Source organism: Rhodobacter sp. P1_C2 (genome assembly GCF_056406375.1).
Map to the genome: position 1 here is coordinate 153,765 of NZ_JBFUAG010000005.1, position 20,954 is coordinate 174,718.

Sequence of the window (20,954 nt, forward strand, 5' to 3'; positions counted from 1 at the left end):
GATGACCTCCAAGGACAGCAGCATCCTTCCCGGCCAAAGGCTGCGCGCGCGGGGCGCGGGCAGCAATGACACCGGGCGCTTTGAAGGCACCTCGCGGGTGGCCTATGATGACGGCTGGGATATCCCGGAGGAAGAGCATCTCGTGCGCACCGAGACCCGGATGGAAAACCCGCGCTCGGCCATCACCTACAACACCTCGCCCGATCTGCCCTTCGACCGTTCGATCAACCCCTATCGCGGCTGCGAACATGGCTGCATCTACTGCTTTGCCAGGCCGACCCATGCCTATCTGAACCTCTCGCCGGGGCTTGATTTCGAAACCCGGCTGGTGGCGCGGCCCGGCATCGGCAAGGTGCTGGAGCGCGAGCTGCGGTCGAAGTCCTACAAGGTCGCCACCATCGCCCTTGGCACCAACACCGACCCCTATCAGCCGATCGAGGCCGAATACCGCGTGATGCGCGAGGTGCTGGAGGTGCTTCTGGCCTTTCGGCACCCGGTGGCCATCACCACCAAGGGCACGCTGATCGAACGCGACCTGGACCTGTTGCGCCCCCTGGCCGAGGCCGGGCTGACGCGGGTCGGGATCTCGGTCACCACACTCGACGCCGACCTGTCCCGCAGGATGGAGCCGCGCGCTGCCAGCCCGAAGCGCCGGCTGGAGGTGATCCGCAGGCTCTCGCAGGCCGGGGTGCCGGTGCGGGTCATGGTGTCGCCCCTGATCCCGGGCCTGTCGGATCACGAGATGGAACCGATCCTCGACGCCGCGGCCGAGGCGGGGGCCGTGGCCGCAAGCTATATCAGCCTGCGCCTGCCGCGCGAGGTTTCGCCCCTGTTTCAAGACTGGCTGGCGGCGCATTACCCGGACCGGGCGGCCAAGGTGATGGCGCGGGTGCGCGAATTGCACGGCGGCAAGGATTACGATGCGACCTGGGGCCAAAGGTTCAAGGGGCAGGGGATCTGGGCCGCGCTGATGAAGCGGCGCTTTCATGTCGCACGCGCGCGGCTGGGCCTCGAAGGGCCGCTGCCGCCGCTGCGTACCGATCTGTTCAGATGCCCGGCGCGGGCGGGGGACCAACTCGACCTTGGTTTGTAGGATGGGCAATCTGCCCATCTTCCAGACCTCCGGAAGTCCCGAAGATGGGCAGATTGCCCATCCTACCTTTCCTCACACAAGGCCTAGCCGCGGCGCCCGCGGCGTTCGCGCTTGGGGTCGCCCGAGGTGTCACCCGTGCCATCCGAGGCCGAAGAGAAGGCCCCCAGCTTGGCCTGGATATCCTCCGGCCCGGGCTTCGGCCCTTTCGGCCGGCTCTCCAGCGCGGCGCGCATCGCGGCGAGGTGCTCTGGCATCGTCCCGCAGCAACCGCCGATGATCTTGACCCCGGAATCGCGGGCCAGAACGGCGTATTCGGCCATCAGTTCCGGCGTGCCATCGTAATGGATATGGCCTTCGTGGTACTTCGGAATGCCGGCATTGCCCTTGGCGATGATCGGGCGCGAGGTTCCTGTCGCCTCGAACCCCAGAACCGTGCGCATCAGGTCCGAGGCGCCCACGCCGCAATTGGCGCCAAAGGCGATCGGCGGATGCGGCAGCTTTTCGACCATCGCGGCGAGGCCCGATGAGGTGATCCCCATCATCGTCCGCCCGGCGGTGTCAAAGCTCATCGTGCCGGCCCAGGGCAGGCCCGCCTTCGTCGCGGCTTCGGCTGCGGCGGCATATTCCTCGAAGGCGGACATGGTCTCGATCCAGAGCACATCCGCGCCGCCTTCTTTCAGCGCCTCGGCCTGTTCCTGGAAGATCTCCACCGCCAGCTCATGGGTCATGCTGCCCATCGGCTGGAAAATCTCGCCGGTCGGACCCATCGAGCCCGCCACGACCACCGGGCGCCCGGCGGCATCGGCAATCTCGCGGCCAAGGCTGGCCGCAACGCGGTTCAGCTCGCGCACCTGGCCTTGCGCATTGTGCAGCTTCAGACGCGCCGCATTGCCGCCGAAGGAATTGGTCAGGAACAGATCCGACCCGGCATTGACCGCACCCCGGTAGAGGGTGCGGATATTGTCGGGCTTTTCGATGTTCCAGAACTCGGGCGGCTCGCCCGAGGAGAGGCCCATGTTGAACAGATTGGTCCCCGTGGCGCCATCGGCCAAAAGCCAGTCGCGCTCGGACAGAAGGCGGGACAGAAGATCCTGGGCCATGGGGCGTTCCTTGTTCAAGAGAGGGCCGTAAGTCGTCGGGCCGTGATCAGAGTTCGGTCATCAGCTGGGCTTTGGCGACGGGCAGCAGATCGGCCAGTTGCTTGCGCACCTCGTCGGCCGAGGCCTTGCCGGCCAGATCGCCCGCAACCTTGCGCACCACGTCTTCGGTGCCGGCCTCTTCGAAATCGGCGTTCACCACTTCCATCGCATAGGCGGCAGCCTCGTCGCCGGATTTGCCCATCAGGCCCGCGGCCCAGAGGCCAAGAAGCTTGTTGCGCCGCGCTTCGGCACGGAACTGCATTTCGGAATCATGGGCGAACTTGTTTTCAAAAGCATTGGCGCGGTCGTCGAATGTGGTCATGGTCTGGCCCTCGGCTGCACGTTTGTTTCCCCTTCCATATGCCTTTCGCAGGGCCTTACCGCAAGAGGAAGCCGCGGCATTTCCTGCCCCGCCGGGCTTCTGCCGGGGCTTGCGGGCCGTTCCGCCTTGCCGGGGGCCGGGTCATGGCATATAGCGCGCAATGAAGAGGGGCCGGCGCCTTGGGTGCCGCTCAGGGCAAGCGCGCGCCCCTCATGGGTTCGGAGCGTTCATGGCACGGCGCAAGAAGATTTACGAGGGCAAGGCGAAGATCCTTTACGAAGGGCCGGAGCCGGGCACGCTCGTGCAGTATTTCAAGGACGAGGGCGCCGCTGGCCCGACCGCGACCGAGGGCGAGAACCTCGCCTCGGAAGGCAAGGGCGTGCTCAACAACCGGCTGTCGGAATTCTTCATGGCCGGCCTGAACTCGATCGGGGTGCCGACGCATTTCATCCGCCGCATCAACATGCGCGAACAGCTGGTGCGCGAGGCCGAGATCGTGCCCCTGGAGGTTGTGGTGCGCAACTTTGCCGCCGGCGATCTGTCCAGCCGCCTGGGCATCCCCGAGGGTACGGCGCTGCCGCGACCGATCGTCGAATATTACTACAAGGATCCGCGGCTGAACGCGCCTCTGGTCTCGGAAGAGCATATCATCGCCTTCGGCTGGGCCAGCCAGCAGGATCTGGACGATATCATCGCACTGGCCTTGCGGGTGAACGACTTCCTCTCCGGCGTGATGCTGGGCGTCGGCATCCGCCTGGCCGATTTCCGCATCGAAGTGGGCCGGATCTGGGAGGGCGATTACATGCGCCTGATCGTGGCCGACGAGATCAGCCCCGACAGCTGCCGCCTCTGGGACCTGCGCCGCAGCGAAGGCGCGGCCTCGAGCCCGGAACCGGGGCCGCTGGCCGATGTCTATACCGAACTCGCGCGGCGTCTGGGGGTTCTGCCCTCCAACGTCACCCATGCGCCGAAACCGACCCTGATCAACTGAACCCGCCCATCCAACACCTCCGGAGGAATGAAATGAAAGCCCGTGTGACCGTCATGCTCAAGGCCGGGGTGCTGGATGTGCAGGGTGAGGCCGTGCGCTTTGCCTTGGGGACGCTGGGGTTTTCCGGGGTCAACGGGGTGCGCCAGGGCAAGGTGATCGAACTCGATCTGGCCGAGACCGACGAAGCTGCCGCCGAGGCCTCGGTCAAGGCGATGTGCGAGAAGCTCTTGGCCAATACGGTCATCGAAGGCTACAAGGTCGAGATCCTCTGACCAAGATGGGCGCATCGCCCATCCTGACTTGACCCTCGCGGCGCGATGCGGCACCCCTGTGCGAAACGGGGGAGGAACCTATGCGCGCCGCTGTGATCCGAGACTACAAGGCCGATCTGAGCCTTGAGACCGTGCCGGACCCGGTCTGCGAGCCGGATGGCGTCGTGGTCAAGGTGCTGGCCTGCGGCGTCTGCCGCAGCGACTGGCATGGTTGGGTCGGCGAACATCCCAAGGTCAAGCCCGGCGCCATTCCCGGCCATGAATATTCCGGCGAGGTGGTGGCGGTTGGCCCCCTTGCGCGCTGGCAGGTCGGCGACAGGATCATCGCGCCCTTCATCCTCGCCTGCGGCGAATGCCCCGAATGCCGCTCTGGCCAGACCACGACCTGCCGGGCGCAGCGTGTGCCGGGCTTTGGCGAGCCGGGGGCCTGGGCGGAATATGTCTCGGTGCCGCATGCCCATAACCTCACGCGCCTGCCCGATTTCCTGACGCCCACGCTGGCCGCGGGCCTCGGCTGCCGGGTGACCACGGCCTACCACGCCCTGACCGGCCGCGCCGCGATCCAGGCGGGCGAGTGGCTGGCCGTCCATGGCACCGGCGGCATCGGCCTCTCCGCCCTCTTGATCGGCAAGGCGCTCGGTGCCCGGGTCGTGGCGGTGGATGTGGTGCCCGAACGCCTGGCCCATGCCAGATCGCTCGGCGCCGAGGCGGCGATCAACGCCGCCGAAGGCGACACCGCCGCCCGCATCATCGAAGCCACCGGCGGCGGCGCCCATGTCTCGATCGAGGCCCTGGGGACCGAGGCCACCGTCAACGCCTCGATCGAATGCCTGCGCCCGCTCGGCCGCCATGTCCAGGTTGGCCTGCCCACCGGCCACACCGCGCGGATGACCGTCAACATGAACGCGGTCTACATGAAGCAGTTGGCACTTTACGGCACCCGCGGCATGCCGGCCTGGCGCTACCCGTCGCTTCTCTCGCTGATCGAGACTGGTGCTGTCGACGTCCGCCCCATCGTGGCGCGCGAGGTCAAACTCTCCGACGCCACGACCGAACTGCGCGCCTTCGGCGGCCCGATGCCGCCCGGTGTGGCGGTGATCACCGACCTTCTCGGCTGAACCCGCGCAAGAAGAATGAGTATTTGGGCAAAGCGCAATTCAGCGGCGCGCCCGAATACCCCTTCACCTTGACCCAAATATCCCACGGGTGGTCCGGAGGGTGTGAAATCCTCCGGGGGTGAGAAAAGTCACGACAGGTCAGGACCGGGCCAGAATTTTCGCAGAAAATTCGGGGCTCAGTGCCGGGCCGGCGCCTGATCGCGGGTCAGGTCATAGAAGCCATCCGCGCTCACCTTGGCCCAGTCGCCTGCCGTGCCATCTGGCCAGATCACTCGGACCTCGGCTTCCGTCGCGGCCCCAAGGCCAAAGTGCCACCAGCCGAGTTGCCCGCCGGCATGACCGCCGCCGCTGGTGATCTCGCGCTGCTGAACCGTGTCAGCGACCCGCACCTCGATCCAGCCGCCGATCGCGTCGCGGTTGGCACCCGGCTCATGCAGCGCCAGCTGCAGCCAGTGGCCGAGCTTCTCGCCATTGGTCCCTTCACCCGCATTGCGCCAGACCTGCGCGCCCTCGTTGCGGTTGACTACCACCAGATCCATCTGCCCGTCGCCGTTCAGATCCACCACCGAGGCGCCGCGCGATTGCCGCATGCTCGCCACCCCGGCCTTGTCGCCCGCCTCGTAGAAACTGCCATCCGGCTGGGCCAACATCAGGTTGTTGGGGTCCTTCATCGCGAAATCCGGCATGGCGGAGACATTGCCCTTGGCCACGAACAGATCCTGCCGCCCGTCGTTGTTCACATCCTGAAACTCGGCATGCCAGCCGGTCGAGGGGTGGATATCGCCGCCGGTATAGGGGCGCTGCGCAATCGCATGGCGGGCAAAGGCCACGTCCTTGAAGGTCGCCATATCAGGCTTGCCGGCGATAACCTGCATCTTGCTGTCGGCCATCGAGGTCAGGAAGTAATCCGGGTAGCCGTCGCCGTTCACATCGGAACTGGCAATCCCCATGCCCCAGATCTTCAGGGGCTTCCACCCCTCCGCCGCGGTGTAAAGCGCCGGTGGCTGGCCAGGGTTCACATGCCACATCTGCTCGGTGCCGCCCTTGTAATACTCGCGGTCGTTGGAGACGCGAAGCGAGGGCGTGCCCGAGCGGTTCCAGTCGGTGAACAGCATCGACAGGCTGCAATAGCTGGGCTTCAGGGGCAGCGCTGCCGCAAAGCCCGCGCCCTTCGCCCGATAAAGCGCATTGTCGGTGCAGGACCCCCAGGGGAAATCCTCCTGCAAGCGGTCGATATAGGTGCCGATGGCCAGCGTCGGCCAGCTTTGCCCCTTCTCCCAGGTGGCGGCGAAGGCGGTGGACCAGAGGTCGCGGCCGTCAAAGCCCCAGGCCTCGTTGGCGCGGTGGAAATGGCAATTGCCCTCGCCCTTCATCACGACATCCTCGCCCGAGCGCAGCACGACCAGATCCAGGATGCCGTCGCCGTCGATGTCCAGAGGATAGGCCCCGGTCACCCGGTCCATCTCGGCCCCCGAGGAAATAAGCGTGAACTTCAAGGCCCCGCCGATCGCACTATCGTTGCGGTAAAGCTTCGACGGCTCGGTGCCGCCGGCAAGGTAAAGCTCCGGCTTGCCATCGCCCGAACAGTCGAAGGCCGCGACCCCGCCGCCGGTCATGAACTGCCAGTCGCCCGCGTAATTGCTGGTGATGCCGGCGGTCTCGGTCTCGTCGATGAAGCGGGGGATGACGGGCGGGGGCAGGGCGGGGGCCGCCGGTGTTGCGATCGCGTTGGCCGGGCCCGTCACGGGTGCCGCGGAAGTGTCGGCCAGGGCAGGTGCCGGCAGCAGGGCAAGGGCGAGGATCAGCGGGCGCATGGTCACGCCCGCGTCTTCAGGGCAATCGCATAGCCCGCGATGCAGCGGCCCTGGACCTGGCCCTGTTCGATGGCATGGCGGAAATGGATGCCGCCATAGAGCCGCGAGATCGCCGCCTCGTTCGAAGCCGCAACGAAGCTCGGGAAATGCCGCAGGGGCGAGCCGTCCGGCGTCGGGCTTTCATCGGTGAAGTCGTAATTGTCGCCGAAAAGATGGGTCAGCAGCGCCGCCGCTGCCCCCGATTGCGTCGAATGGCCCGAAGGGTATTCCGGGAAGGGCGGCGTGGTCAGCATGGTCTCCCAGGTCGGGTCGATGACCTTCTTGATATAGGTCACCGGGCGGATCAGGTCATACTGGAACTTCGAGGCCCAGCAGCCGATGAAGGCATCGGCCATTGCAATCCCCATCCGGGCCAGCGCCTCGACATGGTCGGTCAGGCCCATCGCCTTCTCCGCCGCCGCCTGGTTCAGGATCGCGGTCCAGTGGCCGGGCGGGGTAAAGGACAGCATCGCATCGTCCGACCAGAAGCGCGCGATGGATTTCTGCTCGTCGCTCAGGGACTTGGAGGTCTGATAGACCTCCAGCGCCTCGGCATAGAAGGCCGAGCCCTTGTCCTCCGAGAAGGGCAGGGGCGGCGGCAGGGCGCAATTCTCGACGGCGGGCATGGCGAAGGGGCGGTTCTTGCCCCAGTCGGGCAGAAGCGGCGCCTGCTGCAGCACAATGGTCGAGGTCGGGCGCCAGTGCCCCGGCGCCGGGTTGAGGGTGAAGCTGCGCGGAAAGCCCATGTTGTCGATGACGGCGCCGCCGTCGCTGCGGCTCCAGTCCAGCACGGCCCGGGCCAGCGCGGCCCCATAGGCGCGGCTCGCCTCGACCACCGCCGGCGCCACCCCCGCCGCCGCTTGGTCGGTCAGCCGCTTGGTCAGGCTTTCCATCGCGTGCTGCCCGGTCGGCCCGGTGTTGGAGAAGAGGTCATGGATCAGCAGGTCCATCACCTGGTTGAGGATCACCGCCGTGTCATAATCCTGCCCCGCCATCCGCGGCGGCAGGGCGTCCAGTCCGTGCAACTGCCCGACGAGGCTTTTCAGCGTCGCATCGCCGCTGGCCAGCGCCTCGAAATTCGCCACGCCCAGATAGGCGAGGGTCCGGCTGGCCACCGGCGGCGTATAGGTCGGCGTATGGCGCACCAGTTCCAGCGCCAGCTTGTACCAGGTCTCCAGCACCTTCTGCGCCACGGCACCCCGGTCTGCCGCCTCGGCGCGCAGAGATCCGGTTCCGCCCAGCAAGGCCAAGGCCACGCCGGCCCTCAGAAATTCGCGACGCAGCATCCCCCCGCACCCCCCATTTGCTCTTTGCCCAAATACTCCGGGGTCCGGGGCAGAGCCCCGGGGCCCGCGACAGGCGCAGGTCCCCGGTTCTGTTCCTGCCTCAGACGAAGCGGTTCCAGAGGTTCTCGAGCCGCTCCTGACGGCCGGATTTCGGCTGCGGTTCCAGCCCTTCGGTGGTGACGCGGGCGGCGGCCTCGGCCAGCCCGCCCTTCAGCATCGCCTGTGCGGCCGGGGTCTGCCAGCCAGCGTAACGCTCGTCACGGGCCTTCTCGAGGCTGCCGTCTTCCAAGAGGGCGGCAGCGGCCTTCAGCGCGCGGGCGCAGGTGTCCATGCCGCCGACATGGCCGAGGATCAGATCCTCGGGGTCGAGCGACTGGCGGCGGATCTTGGCGTCGAAGTTGGTGCCGCCGGTGTGCAAGCCGCCGTTCTTCAGCACCTCGTAATAGGCCAGCGCCATTTCCGGGGTGTTGTTGGGGAACTGGTCGGTGTCCCAGCCGGACTGGTAGTCGTTCCGGTTCATGTCGATCGAGCCGAGGATGCCAAGCGCCGAGGCCAGCGCCAGTTCATGCTCGAAGGAGTGCCCGGCCAGGATCGCATGGCCCTGTTCGATGTTCAGCTTCACTTCCTTTTCCAGCCCGAACTGGACGAGGAAGCCGTAGACCGTTGCCACGTCATAGTCATACTGGTGCTTGGACGGCTCCTGCGGCTTCGGCTCGATCAGGATCGTGCCCTTGAAGCCGATCTTGTGCTTGTATTCCACCACCTGCTGCAGGAAGCGCCCGGCGTGCTCGCGCTCGGCCTTGAGGTCGGTGTTGAGCAGGGTCTCATAGCCCTCGCGCCCGCCCCAGAGGACGTAGTTGGCGCCGTTCAGCTTGTGGGTCGCATCCATGTTCGCCTTCACCGTGGCGGCGGCATAGGCGTAGACGTCCGGATCGGGGTTGGTCGCCGCCCCCGACATCCAGCGCCGGTTGGAGAACATGTTGGCCGTGCCCCACAGAAGCTGCGTCTTGTGGCTGGCCTGCTTCTCACCAAGGTAATCGACCACGGCTTCGAGGTTGCGGGTGCTTTCCTTGAAGGTGGCACCTTCGGGGCGCACATCGGCGTCGTGGAAGCAGTAGAAGGGCGCGTTCAGGATGTCGAACATCTCAAACGCCACATCGGCCTTCAGCTTGGCCAGTTCCAGCGTCTCGCCGAACCAGGGGCGCAGCAGGGTCTGGCCGCCGAAGGGGTCATGGCCCTGATACGCGAAGGAGTGCCAATAGGCGACGCCAAAGCGCAGATGGTCCTCCATCCGCTTGCCCATGACGATCTCGTCGGGGTTGTAATGGCGGAAGGCATATTCATTGGTGCTGTCCGGGCCTTCATAGGTGACAGCGGGGATGTTCTTGAAAAAATCGGTCATGGCGTCCTCAGTGACTTAGGTTCTGGATCGCGGCTTGCGCTGCGCGGTATCGGGCATGACCGGCGTCGAAGGCGGCGGTCAGGCTGGTGTCGGGGTTGATGGTGCGGGCGATGGGCGGCATGGTGGCGATCTCTGCCCCGGCGCCGGTGGCGGCCATCATGCCAAGGCGCGCAGCGCCGAGCGCGCCGCCAAAGTCACCGGCGGCCGGCACCAGCACCGGGCAATCCAGCGCCGTGGCAATCGCCTTCAGCCAGTAGTCCGAGCGCGAGCCGCCACCGACGGCGAGCAGGGTCTCCAGCTTGGTCCCGGTGGCGGCCAGCGCATCGCGGCTGTCGCGGAAGGCGAAGGTGACGCCCTCCAGCACGGCGCGGGTGCCGGCGGCACGGTCGGTCTGGTGTTCCAGCCCGATCAGCGCGCCGCGAATGGCGCTGTCGTTCAAAGGCGTGCGCTCGCCGCCGAGATAGGGCAGGAACAGCGCCTTGCCGGGGGCTTGCAGGGGGCCGACCTCGCCGGTCAGGGTGGCGGCATCCTGGCCCACGAGCTTGGCATACCAGTTCAGGGCATCGGTGGCGGCCAGGATCACGCCCATCTGGTGCCAGGTGTTGGGCAGGGCATGGCAGAAGGTATGGACAGCGGTGGCCGGGTCCGGCTGATAGCCGTCATTGGCCGCAAAAAGCACGCCCGAGGTGCCGAGCGAGACGAAAGCCTGTCCCGCCTTGACCACGCCGACGCCGACGCCCGAGGCCGCATTGTCGCCGCCGCCGCCCGCCACGACCACGGCCTTGGGCAGGCCCCAGCGCCCGGCCAGTTCGCCGCGCAGGTTGCCCGAAACCTGCGAGCCTTCGACCAGCCGGGGCATCTGCCCGCGCGAAAGGCCGGTGGCCTGTAACAGATCGTCCGACCAGTCGCGCTTGCCGGTGTCGAGCCAGGCGGTGCCCGCGGCATCCGACATCTCGCCCACATGTTCGCCGGTCAGCCAGAGCCGCAGGTAATCTTTCGGCAGCAGGACCTTGGCGACCTTGTCCCAGATGGCCGGCTCATGCCGGCGCACCCAGACGAGTTTCGGCGCGGTGAAGCCCGGAAACACGATATTGCCGGTCAGGCGGCGGAAGATCGGGTCATCGTCGAGTTCCGCCGCTTCCTCGTGCGAACGGGTGTCGTTCCACAGGATGCAGGGGCGCAGCACGTCATCGGCGGCATCGAGCAGGGTCGCCCCATGCATATGGCCCGAAAGCCCGATGCCGCGCACCGACCCCAGCCCGAAGGCGGCAAGCTTGTCCATCACCGCCTCGGCGGCGGTGATCCAGCTGTCGGGGGCCTGCTCGCTCCAGCCCTCATGCGGGCGTTCGACGGTCAGGGGGGAGGTGGCTTCCGCCAGCACCTTCTGATCGTCGTTGATGAGAATGCCCTTGAGGCCCGACGTGCCGAGGTCCAGTCCGATATACATCACAAAGCCTTTGCCGGTTTCTTGCCGAGGATGATCATCCCCAGGATATCCTCGTCGGTCACCTCGTCGACATTCACCGTGCCGACCAGTTGGCCGTTCTTCATCACCGAGGCGCGGTCGCAGAGCTTCATGACGTTGTGGATGTCATGCTCGATCAGGAAGATGCCGAGGCCCTGCGCCTTCAGCTCCTCGATCAGGTCCGAAACCATCTGCGTCTCGTGCGGGCCGAGGGCGGCGGTCGGTTCGTCCATGATCAGGATCTTGGCGTTGAAATAGACCGCGCGGGCGATGGCGACCGACTGGCGCTGCCCGCCCGACAGGGCCGAGACCGGAACGTTGAACTTGCGGAAGTTCGGGTTGAGACGGCCCATGATCTTGCGCGTCTCGGCCTCCATCGCGCTTTCATCGAGGAAACCGCGTGCCGAGACCAGTTCCCGCCCGAGAAAGAGGTTCGAGGCGGCGTCCAGATTGTCAGCCAGCGCGAGGGTCTGGTAGATCGTCTCGATGTTCTGGGCGCGGGCGTCGCGCGGGTTGTTGATCTCGACCTCCTGGCCGTTGATCAGGATCTGGCCGCTGTCGGCCTTGTAGGCGCCCGACAGGCATTTGATCAGGGTGGACTTGCCGGCGCCGTTGTGACCCAAGAGGCCCACGACCTCGCCGGGGTGCAGGTCGATCGTGACGTGATCGACCGCCTTGATCCCGCCGAACGCGATCGAGATGTCGCGCATCTCGACCAGCGGGGTGCCTTTGACGTGTTGTGCCATGATACGCCCCTTACTTGGTTTTGCTGCGGTAGATGTTGTCGACATAGACGGCCACGACGAGGACCGCGCCGACCACCATGCTCTGGATCGCGGTGTCAAAGCCGATCAGCACCATGCCGGTGCGCAGGCTTTCCATGACGAGCGCGCCGAGGATCGCGCCGTAGATCGTGCCGACACCACCGGCCAGCGAGGTGCCGCCGATGACCGCCGCCGCGATGACGTAAAGCTCGTCCGAGACGCCAAGCGCGTTGGTGGCCGAGTTCAGGCGGGCCGAGGAGACCACCGCCGAAAGCCCGGTCAACATCCCCATCAGCGCATAGATCCGCACCAGCATCCACTTGGTGTTGATGCCGGCGAGGGCCGCAGCCTCGGGGTTGCCGCCGATCGCAAAGACATAGCGGCCAAAGCGGGTGCGGGTCATCAGGAAGGTCATGGCGAGGCCGACGAAGGCCAGGAGAAGCACCGGGATCGCATAGCCGTGGCTGATGAACAGGCCTTCCGGCGGCACGGTGATGTTGTTGGCGGCCGCATAGTTCTTCACGATGCCGACCGGCCAGGGGTAGGAGTTCACCAGGAGCGTCGCCCCGAGGATCAGCCCGCAGCCGACCACGGCCATCAGCGTCTCGGCCCAGACCGGGCGCAGCGCGAACTGGTGCTTCTGCCGGTTGGCCCGGCCCGAGCGCATCATCAACAGAACGCCGATGCAGCCGATGATGCCGACTATCCAGCTGCCCCAGAAGCCGATGGCGCCATAGGGCCCGCCGCCCAGCAGGGCAAAATCCGCATCGACCGGCGAGATGGTCTTGCCATTGGCGACCAGGAAAGCCGCGCCGCGGAAGAACATCAGGCCGCCCAAGGTGACGATGAAGGAGGGGATGCCGCGATAGGCGATCAGCCAGCCATTGGCCGCCCCGACCACAAGCCCCAGCAACATGCCGACGATGACCGTGATCACCCAGATCATCGGATGGCCAAGGCCAAGATACTGCGGCAGGATATTGACCTGCAGCACGCCCATGATCATCGCGGTGAAGCCCAGCACTGAACCGACCGACAGGTCGATGTTGCGGGTGACGATGATCAGCACCATCCCCGTCGCCATGATCCCGATCGAGGAGGTCTGGACCGACAGGTTCCACAGGTTGCGCGGCGTCAGGAACGAACCGCCGTCACGGAAGATCACGCCGTAGAAGTGAAAGCCAAGCCAGATCGCCAGCAGCGCGCCGGCCATGCCCAGAAGGCGGGTGTCGATCTCGGTGGCTTTCAGGAAACGCTGGACGGGGTGGGCATGGGTGTCGCTGGCACCCAGCGGGGTGGTCGGTCGGGTATGATCGCTCATGCGCTCATCCTCCTCTTGGTCGGACCATTGAAACGATGTATTTTCATGTGGCAGGGCATGGCATGGTGCCGCGGCGTCCTGCTTCGGGCTGCTTGTCCGGATCCCAAACCCGGATCAGCCCTGGAAAAGGCAGACCGGCGCCACCCGAAGATGGCGCCGGGGATCAGGCGCAAGCCTTACTTGCAGGCGGCCACGTCGGGCAGGGCGCCTTCGCAGGCCTCGGCCTTGGTGATGTAGCCCGCGTCGATGGCGAGGTTCAGCGTGTCCTTGGTCAGCGCGGTCGGCGTCAGCAGGATCGCGTTCATCTCGACCTTCTTCGGGCCGTCCGAGAACTTGGTCACACCGGCGATCTTGTCCATCGTGGTGCCCTCGCCCAGGGCAGCGGCGATCTCGCCGGCAGCCTTGCCAAGCGCGCGGCTGTCTTTCCAGACCGAAACGGTCTGGGTGCCACGCGCCACGCGGTTGATGGCGGCCTTGTCGCCGTCCTGACCGCCCAACGGAACCGTCAGGCCCTGCGCGGCCAGAGCGGCAGCAGCGCCACCGGCCATGCCGTCGTTCTCAGCCAGAACCGCATCGACCTTGTTGTCGTTGGCGGTGAGGATCTGCTCCATGTTCTTCTGGGCATTCTCCGGCTTCCAGCCGTCCGAGAACGACTCGCCGACGATCTTGATGTCGCCCGACTTCACCGCATCGCCGATGACCGACATCATGCCCTGCAGCAGGAAGCCGGCGTTCGGGTCGCCCGCATCGCCCTTGATGATGGCATAATTGCCCTTGGGCTGGGCCTTCATCACTTCGGTGGCGATGATCTTGCCGACGCCGATGTTGTCGAAGGTCAGATAGAAGGTGCGGTTGTCTTCGATCAGGCGGTCATAGCCGATGACCGGAATGCCTTCGGCAGCGGCCTTCTCGATGGCCGGCCCGATGGCGTCCTTGTCCCAGGCGTTGATGACCAGCACATTGGCGCCCTGCGAAATCAGCGCGTCGACGTCATTGAGCTGCTTTTCCGACGAAGACTGTGCGTCAGCGGAAATATAGGTGTCGCCCGCCGCTTCGATGGCGGCCTTGATGGCGGCTTCGTCAATTTTCCAGCGCTCTTCCTGGAACGAAGCCCAGGACACGCCGATCTTTTTGCCACCCGCGTAAGCAGCGGTGGAAAGGCTCGTTGCGGCCAGAAGTGCGACCAAAAGTACCTTACGCATTTAAATCCTCCCATGGATGCGGCCAGCGTATGGCCGTCCCCGCAGATTCGCCGGGACTGAGCGGAAATTGCCGCTAATAAATTCAGTTGTCAAAATAAAATTGATGCGCCAATCTGTGTGAGGCACGATTTCGGGCGAAATCGTTGCTGCATCGCGGCAATTATGGCAGGAAAGGTGACCGAAGGCGCTTGCTTTCGTTCGGAATGTGAATAAATGCGCAGGCCAGAGTCCGGATCATCTGAGGAGGAGCTGCGGCAGGGCTGCGGCCCGCTGATCGCGGCCTGGTCCGAACAGATGCGCCCGCTGCGCCAGCAGATCTTCGACCGGATTCGCGCCCTGGGGCTGATCGCCCGGGTGCAGCTGGCCAAGGACATCGGTGTCAGCCCCGCCACGGTGACCACGATCACCTCGGAGCTGATCGAGGCCGGCCTGATCGAGGAAGTGGCCGCCCCGCGCGAGACCGAAAGCGGCCGTGGCCGCCCGGCGGTGGCCCTGGGCGTGCGAGGGGCCGCGCATCACGTCGTGGGCATGAAGCTTTCGGACCGCGAACATACCGCCGTTGTGGTGGATTTCGCCGGCAACATGCTGGCCGATGACGTGATTGCGCGCGAGCCGGGCCCGACCACGCTGGCCGAGATGCTGGACGCGATCGAGATCCTTCTGGACCGGGTCTGCGCCAAGGCCGGGATCGGCCGCGCCGCGCTGTCGGGGATCGGCGTCGGCGTGCCCGGCTTCATCGACCATGCCGAGGGGATGGTGCACTGGTCTTCCACCCTGACCGAACGCGCCGTGCCGCTGGCCGCCGCCGCCCAGGCCCGCACCGGCCTGCCGGTCTATATCGACAATGACGCCAATATGGTGGCCCTGGCCGAGCTCTGGTTCGGCGCCGGGCGCAGCCTGCCGGATTTCGCCGTGGTGACGATCGAGCATGGCGTCGGCATGGGCTTCGTGATGAACCACCGGATCTACCGCGGCGCGCAGCGGCTGGGGCTGGAACTGGGGCACACCAAGGTGCAGCTCGACGGCGCGCTCTGCCGCTGCGGCCAGCGGGGCTGTCTCGAGGCCTATGTCGCCGACTATGCCCTGGCGCGCGAGGCGATGACGGCGCTGAACCTCAACCACCAGCAAAGCCCCTCGGTGCCGGTGCTCTTGGAGAGCCTCTACCAGCATGCCAAGGCGGGCAATGCCACGGCCCGCTCGATCTTCCGCCGGGCCGGGCGCTATCTGGCGTTGGGACTTGCCAATGTGGTCAACCTCTTCGACCCGGCGCTGATCATCCTGTCGGGCGAGCGGATGAAATACGACTACCTCTATGCCGCCGAAACCCTGGCCGAGATGCGCGACCTCGTCATCAACTCCGGCCGCCCGCAGCCGCCGATCGAGATCCACGCCTGGGGCGACCTGCTCTGGGCCCATGGCGCCGCCGCCCTGGCCCTGTCGGCGGTCAGCGAACGCGCCCTGACCGGGCAACGCGACATCGCGGCGCAATAGGGGAAGATGGGCAGATTGCCCATCCTACCGTTTACCGCAAGCGCAAGGCCTGCCTGTAGGATGGGCAATGTGCCCATCTTCCAGGGTCAGACGACCTGATAACCGGCCGCCGCCATGACGCGGTGCAGCTCCTTGTTGCCCTTGGTCGACCATTCCAGCGGCGGGGCCTTCTTCGGGTCCTGCTCGGCCTCGACCACGAACCAGCCCTCATAACCATAGGAGGCCAGCCGCTTCACGATCGCCTCGAAATCCAGCGAACCGTCGCCGGGCACGGTGAAGGCGCCCTTCACCACGGCGTCGAGGAAGCTTTCCTTGCTGCGGTCCAGCGCATTGATCACCTCCATCCGCACGTCCTTGGTATGGACATGGGTGATGCGGGCGTGGTGGTTGTCGATGGCGCGCAGGACATCGCCGCCGGCAAAGGCCAGGTGGCCGGCATCGAACAGCAGCGGGATGCCCGCGCCGGAGTGCTTCATGAAGAGGTCAAGCTCCGGTTCCGTCTCGATCACCGCGGCCATGTGGTGGTGATAGGAGAGCGGCATGCCCTGCTCGGCGCACCATTCGCCAAACTTGGTCATGTTGCGGGCATAGGTCCTGATCTGATCCTCGTCCAGCTTCGGCTTGGTCGAGAGCGGTTTGGAGCGGTCGCCCTGAACCGAGCGCGCCACTTCGCCATAGACGATGCAGGGCGCCTTGGCGGCAATGAAGAGATCCATCTGAGCGCGGATGCGGTCCTTGTTCTCCTCGATATCGCCTTCCAGCACGGTGCCAGAGAACCAGCCGCCGCAGACCGAGATGCCATATTTGGCAAGGATCGGCCCCAGCTCGTTGATATTCATCGGAAACCGCCGCCCGGTCTCCATCCCCGTATAGCCGGCGACCGAGGCCTGGCGCAGGCACTCTTCCAGGCTCACATCATCGGAGAGTTCGACCAGATCGTCGTTCCACCAGCAGATCGGGGAAATCCCCAGTTTGGCTTTTAGCATCGCATCACCTTTGGGTTTGGCTTTGGCCCGGGGTAGCGAAAACGGCGATTCTGGGCAAGGGGTTTGGAATAAATATTCCAAAATAGGCGAAAGATGTCTGTTCCATTTCATCGGTGCGCCTGAGCCCGACTGCGGAGGGTCTCACACCCTTCCGCGGCGCCGCAAACCGCTTCACGCCCCTTTGGAGTATTGGCGCAGAGAGCAAGGGGATCGGCGGGGCTTGCATCGGCGGGGGAGCGACCTATGCTCGGCAATCCCACCTTCAGGAGACCGCCATGACCGCACCGCTTCGTCCGATTGCCCAGATCATTGCCAGCGAGATCGGGGCGGCGCCGGGGCAGGTGCAGGCGGCGGTGGAGCTGTTGGACGGCGGGGCCACGGTGCCTTTCATCGCGCGTTATCGCAAGGAAGTGACCGGCGGGCTGGACGACACGCAGCTGCGCAACCTCGCGGAAAGGCTGGTCTATCTGCGCGAATTGCAGGCGCGGCGCGAGGCGATTGCCGCCTCGATCACCGAACAGGGCAAGATGACCGATGCCCTGGCCAAGGCGATTGCCGCTTCGGTGACCAAGGCCGAGCTCGAGGACCTTTACCTGCCCTACAAGCCCAAGCGCCGCACCAAGGCGATGATCGCGCGCGAGCTTGGGCTGCAGGGGCTTTACGAGGCGATCCTGGCGGACCGGGCGGCAGAGCCCGCGGCGCTGGCGGCAGCTTACGTCAAGGAAGGTGTCGCCGATGCCAAGGCCGCGCTGGAAGGCGCGCGGGATATTCTGGCCGAGGGGCTTTCGGAGGATGCGGCCCTGCTGGGCCGCCTGCGCAGCCATATGAAGCAGGTGGCGCGTCTGGTCGCCAAAGGCGTGGCGGGCAAGGAGGTCGAGGGGGCCAAATTCTCGGATTACTTCGCGCATTCCGAGGTCTGGGCCACGGCGCCCTCGCATCGGGTCCTGGCCATGCTGCGCGGTCAGAACGAGGGCTTCCTGTCTTTGGACATCGAGGTCGATCCCGAGGCGCCCAAGGGCGAAAGCCCCTGCGAGCGGGCCTGCGGGGCGGCGGCGGGGGCCTCGGGGCGCGGCCCGGGCGACGCCTGGCTGCGCGAGGCCGCGGCCTGGGCCTGGAGGATCAAGCTGCGCACCAGCCTGACGCTGGACCTGATGGGCGAGATGCGCGAGCGGGCCGAGGCCGAGGCGATCAGGGTTTTTGCGCGGAACCTGAAGGATCTGCTGCTGGCGGCTCCTGCCGGCGGCAAGGCCACGATGGGCCTCGACCCCGGCATTCGGACCGGGGTGAAGGTGGCGGTGGTCGATGCGACGGGCAAGGTTCTGGCGACTGACACGGTCTATCCCTTCCAGCCGAAGAATGAACTCCGCGCCGCCCAGGTCACCCTGGCGCGGCTGATCGGGGCGCATGGGGTCAAGCTGATCTCGATCGGCAATGGCACGGCCAGCCGCGAGACGGAAAAGCTGGTGGCCGACATGCTGGCTGTCCTGCCGGGGGAGAAGCCGGTCAAGGTGATCGTCAGCGAGGCGGGGGCCTCGGTCTATTCGGCCTCCGAGCTGGCGGCCAAGGAGTTCCCCGATCTGGACGTCTCCCTGCGCGGTGCGGTCAGCATCGCGCGGCGCCTGCAGGACCCGCTGGCGGAACTGGTCAAGATCGAGCCCAAGGCGATCGGCGTCGGGCAATATCAGCATGATGTCGACCAGAGCCGCCTTGGCCGCAGCCTGGGCGAGGTGGTCGAAGATGCGGTGAACGCCGTGGGGGTGGATCTCAACACCGCCTCGGCGCCGCTTCTGGCGCGGGTCTCGGGCCTTTCGGCGGGCCTGGCCGGGGCGATCGTGGCGCACCGCGATGCCAACGGGCCGTTCAAAAGCCGCAAGGATCTGCTGAAGGTGGCGCGGCTGGGGCCGAAGGCCTATGAACAGGCGGCGGGGTTCCTGCGCATCCAGGGCGGGGCGGAGCCGCTGGATGCCTCGTCCGTCCACCCGGAAGCCTATGACGTGGCGCGCAAGATCGTGGCGGCCTGCGGGCGCGATATCCGGGCGATCATGGGGGATAGTGCGGCGCTGGCGCGGCTGGAGCCGCGGCAATTCGTCGACGCGCGGTTTGGTCTGCCGACGGTGAAGGACATCCTGGCCGAGTTGGAAAAGCCCGGCCGCGACCCACGGCCCGAGTTCCGCACCGCGACCTTTGCCGAAGGGGTCAACGAGATCAAGGATCTGAAGCCGGGGATGCTGCTGGAAGGCACGGTGACCAATGTGGCTGCCTTCGGCGCTTTCGTCGATATCGGGGTGCATCAGGATGGTCTGGTGCATGTGAGCCAGTTGGCCGACCGCTTCGTGAAGGACCCGCATGAGGTGGTCAAGGCGGGCGATGTCGTGCAGGTCCGCGTGGTCGAGGTCGATGTGGTGAGGAAGCGCATCGCCCTGACCATGAAGAAGGACTCCGGCGAGGCGCGCGAACAGCTGCGCGAACGAGGCGCACCGCCGGCCAAGGGAAAACCGGGGCCGATGCAGGCCGCACCCAAGGCTGCGCCTGCCACCGGCGGAGCCTTCGCCGAAGCCTTGAAGGGGAAGTTCAACCGAAGCTGAGGGCAGGCGGCCGGGCGCTTCGGCTTTTGCCGGGGCGCCACGAATTTTCGACGAAAATTCGAGAGTTGCGAATTTTCTGCGAAAATTCCGGAGAGATTTTCGCAGAAAATCTGAAGCCTAAATCTTCGCAGAAGATTTGTGGCTCAACCGGCAGAGCCGCCCACGGTCAGCCCGCCGATCATCAGCGTCGGCTGACCCACGCCCACCGGCACCCATTGCCCGGCCTTGCCGCAATTGCCGATGCCGGGGTCAAGCTTCAGGTCATTGCCGATGGCGCGGATATGTTTCAGCGCGGTCGCCCCGTCGCCGATCAGCGTGGCCCCCTTCACCGGCGCGCCGATCACCCCGTTCTTCACCCGGTAGGCCTCGGTGCAGGAGAAGACGAACTTCCCGTTGGTGATATCGACCTGACCACCGCCGAAGCCGACGGCATAGATCCCGTCCTTCAAGGATGCCACGATGCTGTCCGGGCTGTCATTTCCGGCCAGCATATAGGTGTTGGTCATCCGCGGCATCGGGATATGGGCATAGCTTTCGCGCCGCCCGTTGCCGGTGGCGGCCACGCCCATCAGCCGGGCGTTCTGGCGGTCCTGCATATAGCCCACCAGCACGCCATCCTCGATCAGGACGTTCTTGCCCGAAGGCGTGCCCTCATCATCGACCGAGATCGAGCCGCGCCGGTCGGGGATCGTGCCATCGTCCAGCACCGTGACGCCCTTGGCGGCGATCTGCTGCCCCATCAGCCCGGCGAAGGCCGAGGTCTGCTTGCGGTTGAAGTCGCCTTCCAGCCCATGGCCGATCGCCTCGTGCAACAGGATGCCCGGCCAGCCTGGCCCTAGGACCACATCCATCATCCCCGCGGGCGCCGGCTCGGCCCGCAGGTTGACCAGCGCGATCCGCAAGGCCTCGCGGATCTGGGCCTGCCAGAAGGCCGGCGCCAGAAGCTGGGCCAGACCATGCCGCCCACCGCCGCCGGTGCCGCCCTGTTCGCGCTTGCCGTTCTCCTCGACCACGACCGAGACATTCATCCGCGCAATCGGCCGGATGTCGGACAGGCGCAAGCCTTCAGGGCGCAGGATCTCAACCTCCTGCAAGCCGGCGGCCAGGGTGGCCGAGACCTGGATCACCCGCGGGTCGAGCGCCCGGGCATAGGCGTCGATCTCTTTCAGGATGTCGATCTTGGCGGCGAAGACCGCATCGGCCATCGGGTCGGCATCGCTGTAAAGCTTCAGATTGGTGCCCTTGGGGGGCGGCGCCAGCACGCCGCCGCCATCGCCCACCGCCAGGCGCGTCGTCTCGGAGGCGCGCTTCATCGCACTTTCCGAGATTTCGGTGGCATGGGCATAGCCTGCGACCTCGCCCCTGACCGCGCGCAGGCCGAAACCTTCCGAGGCATCATAGCTCGCCGTCTTGATCCGGCGGTCGTCCAGCACGATGGCCTCGGACCGGCGGCGTTCAAGGAACAGCTCGCCATCATCGGCGCCCGCCGTCGCATCGCGCAGGATGCGCAGGGCGGCTGCTTCGTCGAGGTGGGTCTCAAACGGGCGGAAGGGGGCATCGGTCATGTCGGGGGGCTTTCGATAGGGTCACCCAAACCTAGGCGCTGCGGGGACAGGCTGCAAGGCGGGGTGTTTCACTTCCCCTTGGGGTCAATTCGGGGGGGG

Annotated in this window: 17 protein-coding genes; 6 read left to right on the plus strand and 11 right to left on the minus strand. The window is 66.0% G+C overall.

The window, feature by feature from the left end; all coding sequences use genetic code 11:
- Position 1: 1 nt before the first annotated feature.
- Positions 2–1,093 carry a PA0069 family radical SAM protein gene (locus tag AC1DZT_RS09855; protein ID WP_478006450.1) on the plus strand — a complete coding sequence of 364 codons (1,092 nt, stop codon included), beginning with the start codon at positions 2–4 and terminating at the stop codon, positions 1,091–1,093.
- 83 nt (positions 1,094–1,176) lie between these two features.
- Here the strand turns inward: AC1DZT_RS09855 and bmt are convergent, their stop codons facing one another.
- Positions 1,177–2,193, minus strand: a complete 1,017-nt coding sequence (bmt, locus tag AC1DZT_RS09860) for a betaine--homocysteine S-methyltransferase (RefSeq protein ID WP_478006451.1) — start codon at positions 2,191–2,193, stop codon at positions 1,177–1,179.
- 46 nt (positions 2,194–2,239) lie between these two features.
- The gene (locus AC1DZT_RS09865) at positions 2,240–2,554 is read right to left on the minus strand and encodes a DUF1476 domain-containing protein (RefSeq protein WP_478006452.1); all 315 of its coding nucleotides are present in this window, start codon (positions 2,552–2,554) and stop codon (positions 2,240–2,242) included.
- 229 nt (positions 2,555–2,783) lie between these two features.
- Here AC1DZT_RS09865 and AC1DZT_RS09870 point away from each other — a divergent pair, with 229 nt between their 5' ends.
- The 3 genes from AC1DZT_RS09870 to AC1DZT_RS09880 all read left to right on the plus strand — a co-directional run bounded on the left by AC1DZT_RS09870 (position 2,784) and on the right by AC1DZT_RS09880 (position 4,935).
- Complete coding sequence (locus AC1DZT_RS09870; RefSeq protein ID WP_478006453.1) at positions 2,784–3,545, plus strand: phosphoribosylaminoimidazolesuccinocarboxamide synthase; 762 nt, start codon at positions 2,784–2,786, stop codon at positions 3,543–3,545.
- 32 nt (positions 3,546–3,577) lie between these two features.
- Positions 3,578–3,817 carry a phosphoribosylformylglycinamidine synthase subunit PurS gene (gene purS, locus AC1DZT_RS09875; RefSeq protein WP_478006454.1) on the plus strand — a complete coding sequence of 80 codons (240 nt, stop codon included), beginning with the start codon at positions 3,578–3,580 and terminating at the stop codon, positions 3,815–3,817.
- Between the two features lie 80 nt (positions 3,818–3,897).
- Entirely contained in the window at positions 3,898–4,935 is a 1,038-nt protein-coding gene (locus tag AC1DZT_RS09880; RefSeq protein ID WP_478006455.1) for a zinc-dependent alcohol dehydrogenase family protein, read from the plus strand.
- Between the two features lie 176 nt (positions 4,936–5,111).
- On the opposite strand, the gene AC1DZT_RS09885 is transcribed toward AC1DZT_RS09880, so the two are convergent.
- The 7 genes from AC1DZT_RS09885 to AC1DZT_RS09915 all read right to left on the minus strand — a co-directional run bounded on the left by AC1DZT_RS09885 (position 5,112) and on the right by AC1DZT_RS09915 (position 14,228).
- On the minus strand, positions 5,112–6,749 hold the full coding sequence (locus AC1DZT_RS09885) for a CRTAC1 family protein (RefSeq protein ID WP_478006648.1): 1,638 nt from the start codon (positions 6,747–6,749) through the stop codon (positions 5,112–5,114).
- 2 nt (positions 6,750–6,751) lie between these two features.
- Positions 6,752–8,074, minus strand: coding sequence for a vanadium-dependent haloperoxidase (locus AC1DZT_RS09890; RefSeq protein ID WP_478006456.1), 1,323 nt, complete (start codon positions 8,072–8,074; stop codon positions 6,752–6,754).
- Positions 8,075–8,174: 100 nt separating this feature from the next.
- Entirely contained in the window at positions 8,175–9,476 is a 1,302-nt protein-coding gene (gene xylA, locus AC1DZT_RS09895) for a xylose isomerase (RefSeq protein WP_478006457.1), read from the minus strand.
- A gap of 7 nt (positions 9,477–9,483) precedes the next feature.
- Positions 9,484–10,923 carry a xylulokinase gene (gene xylB / locus AC1DZT_RS09900; RefSeq protein ID WP_478006458.1) on the minus strand — a complete coding sequence of 480 codons (1,440 nt, stop codon included), beginning with the start codon at positions 10,921–10,923 and terminating at the stop codon, positions 9,484–9,486.
- A complete protein-coding gene (locus AC1DZT_RS09905) occupies positions 10,923–11,687 on the minus strand; it encodes an ATP-binding cassette domain-containing protein (protein WP_478006459.1) in 765 nt (254 codons plus the stop codon). Before AC1DZT_RS09905 ends, xylB begins: the two co-directional genes overlap by 1 nt.
- Before the next feature lie 10 nt (positions 11,688–11,697).
- On the minus strand, positions 11,698–13,026 hold the full coding sequence (locus AC1DZT_RS09910; protein ID WP_478006460.1) for a sugar ABC transporter permease: 1,329 nt from the start codon (positions 13,024–13,026) through the stop codon (positions 11,698–11,700).
- Between the two features lie 176 nt (positions 13,027–13,202).
- Entirely contained in the window at positions 13,203–14,228 is a 1,026-nt protein-coding gene (locus AC1DZT_RS09915; protein WP_478006461.1) for a substrate-binding domain-containing protein, read from the minus strand.
- Between the two features lie 213 nt (positions 14,229–14,441).
- On the opposite strand from AC1DZT_RS09915, the gene AC1DZT_RS09920 reads away from it, so the two are divergent.
- Positions 14,442–15,719, plus strand: a complete 1,278-nt coding sequence (locus AC1DZT_RS09920) for an ROK family transcriptional regulator (RefSeq protein ID WP_478006462.1) — start codon at positions 14,442–14,444, stop codon at positions 15,717–15,719.
- 86 nt (positions 15,720–15,805) lie between these two features.
- On the opposite strand, the gene iolE is transcribed toward AC1DZT_RS09920, so the two are convergent.
- Positions 15,806–16,705, minus strand: a complete 900-nt coding sequence (gene iolE / locus AC1DZT_RS09925; protein ID WP_478006463.1) for a myo-inosose-2 dehydratase — start codon at positions 16,703–16,705, stop codon at positions 15,806–15,808.
- 275 nt (positions 16,706–16,980) lie between these two features.
- Here iolE and AC1DZT_RS09930 point away from each other — a divergent pair, with 275 nt between their 5' ends.
- On the plus strand, positions 16,981–19,290 hold the full coding sequence (locus tag AC1DZT_RS09930; RefSeq protein WP_478006464.1) for a Tex family protein: 2,310 nt from the start codon (positions 16,981–16,983) through the stop codon (positions 19,288–19,290).
- A gap of 143 nt (positions 19,291–19,433) precedes the next feature.
- Here the strand turns inward: AC1DZT_RS09930 and tldD are convergent, their stop codons facing one another.
- Positions 19,434–20,855 carry a metalloprotease TldD gene (gene tldD / locus AC1DZT_RS09935; RefSeq protein WP_478006465.1) on the minus strand — a complete coding sequence of 474 codons (1,422 nt, stop codon included), beginning with the start codon at positions 20,853–20,855 and terminating at the stop codon, positions 19,434–19,436.
- Between the last annotated feature and the right edge of the window lie 99 nt (positions 20,856–20,954).

Coding starts and splice junctions, on each gene's coding strand:
- AC1DZT_RS09910 (WP_478006460.1), bottom strand. CDS start 13,026: ATGAGCGATCATACCCGACCGACCACCCCGCTGGGTGCCAGCGACACC.
- AC1DZT_RS09865 (WP_478006452.1), bottom strand. CDS start 2,554: ATGACCACATTCGACGACCGCGCCAATGCTTTTGAAAACAAGTTCGCC.
- AC1DZT_RS09920 (WP_478006462.1), top strand. CDS start 14,442: ATGCGCAGGCCAGAGTCCGGATCATCTGAGGAGGAGCTGCGGCAGGGC.
- xylA (WP_478006457.1), bottom strand. CDS start 9,476: ATGACCGATTTTTTCAAGAACATCCCCGCTGTCACCTATGAAGGCCCG.
- AC1DZT_RS09855 (WP_478006450.1), top strand. CDS start 2: ATGACCTCCAAGGACAGCAGCATCCTTCCCGGCCAAAGGCTGCGCGCG.
- iolE (WP_478006463.1), bottom strand. CDS start 16,705: ATGCTAAAAGCCAAACTGGGGATTTCCCCGATCTGCTGGTGGAACGAC.
- AC1DZT_RS09905 (WP_478006459.1), bottom strand. CDS start 11,687: ATGGCACAACACGTCAAAGGCACCCCGCTGGTCGAGATGCGCGACATC.
- AC1DZT_RS09880 (WP_478006455.1), top strand. CDS start 3,898: ATGCGCGCCGCTGTGATCCGAGACTACAAGGCCGATCTGAGCCTTGAG.
- AC1DZT_RS09870 (WP_478006453.1), top strand. CDS start 2,784: ATGGCACGGCGCAAGAAGATTTACGAGGGCAAGGCGAAGATCCTTTAC.
- purS (WP_478006454.1), top strand. CDS start 3,578: ATGAAAGCCCGTGTGACCGTCATGCTCAAGGCCGGGGTGCTGGATGTG.
- AC1DZT_RS09915 (WP_478006461.1), bottom strand. CDS start 14,228: ATGCGTAAGGTACTTTTGGTCGCACTTCTGGCCGCAACGAGCCTTTCC.
- AC1DZT_RS09930 (WP_478006464.1), top strand. CDS start 16,981: ATGACCGCACCGCTTCGTCCGATTGCCCAGATCATTGCCAGCGAGATC.
- bmt (WP_478006451.1), bottom strand. CDS start 2,193: ATGGCCCAGGATCTTCTGTCCCGCCTTCTGTCCGAGCGCGACTGGCTT.
- tldD (WP_478006465.1), bottom strand. CDS start 20,855: ATGACCGATGCCCCCTTCCGCCCGTTTGAGACCCACCTCGACGAAGCA.
- AC1DZT_RS09890 (WP_478006456.1), bottom strand. CDS start 8,074: ATGCTGCGTCGCGAATTTCTGAGGGCCGGCGTGGCCTTGGCCTTGCTG.
- AC1DZT_RS09885 (WP_478006648.1), bottom strand. CDS start 6,749: ATGCGCCCGCTGATCCTCGCCCTTGCCCTGCTGCCGGCACCTGCCCTG.
- xylB (WP_478006458.1), bottom strand. CDS start 10,923: ATGTATATCGGACTGGACCTCGGCACGTCGGGCCTCAAGGGCATTCTC.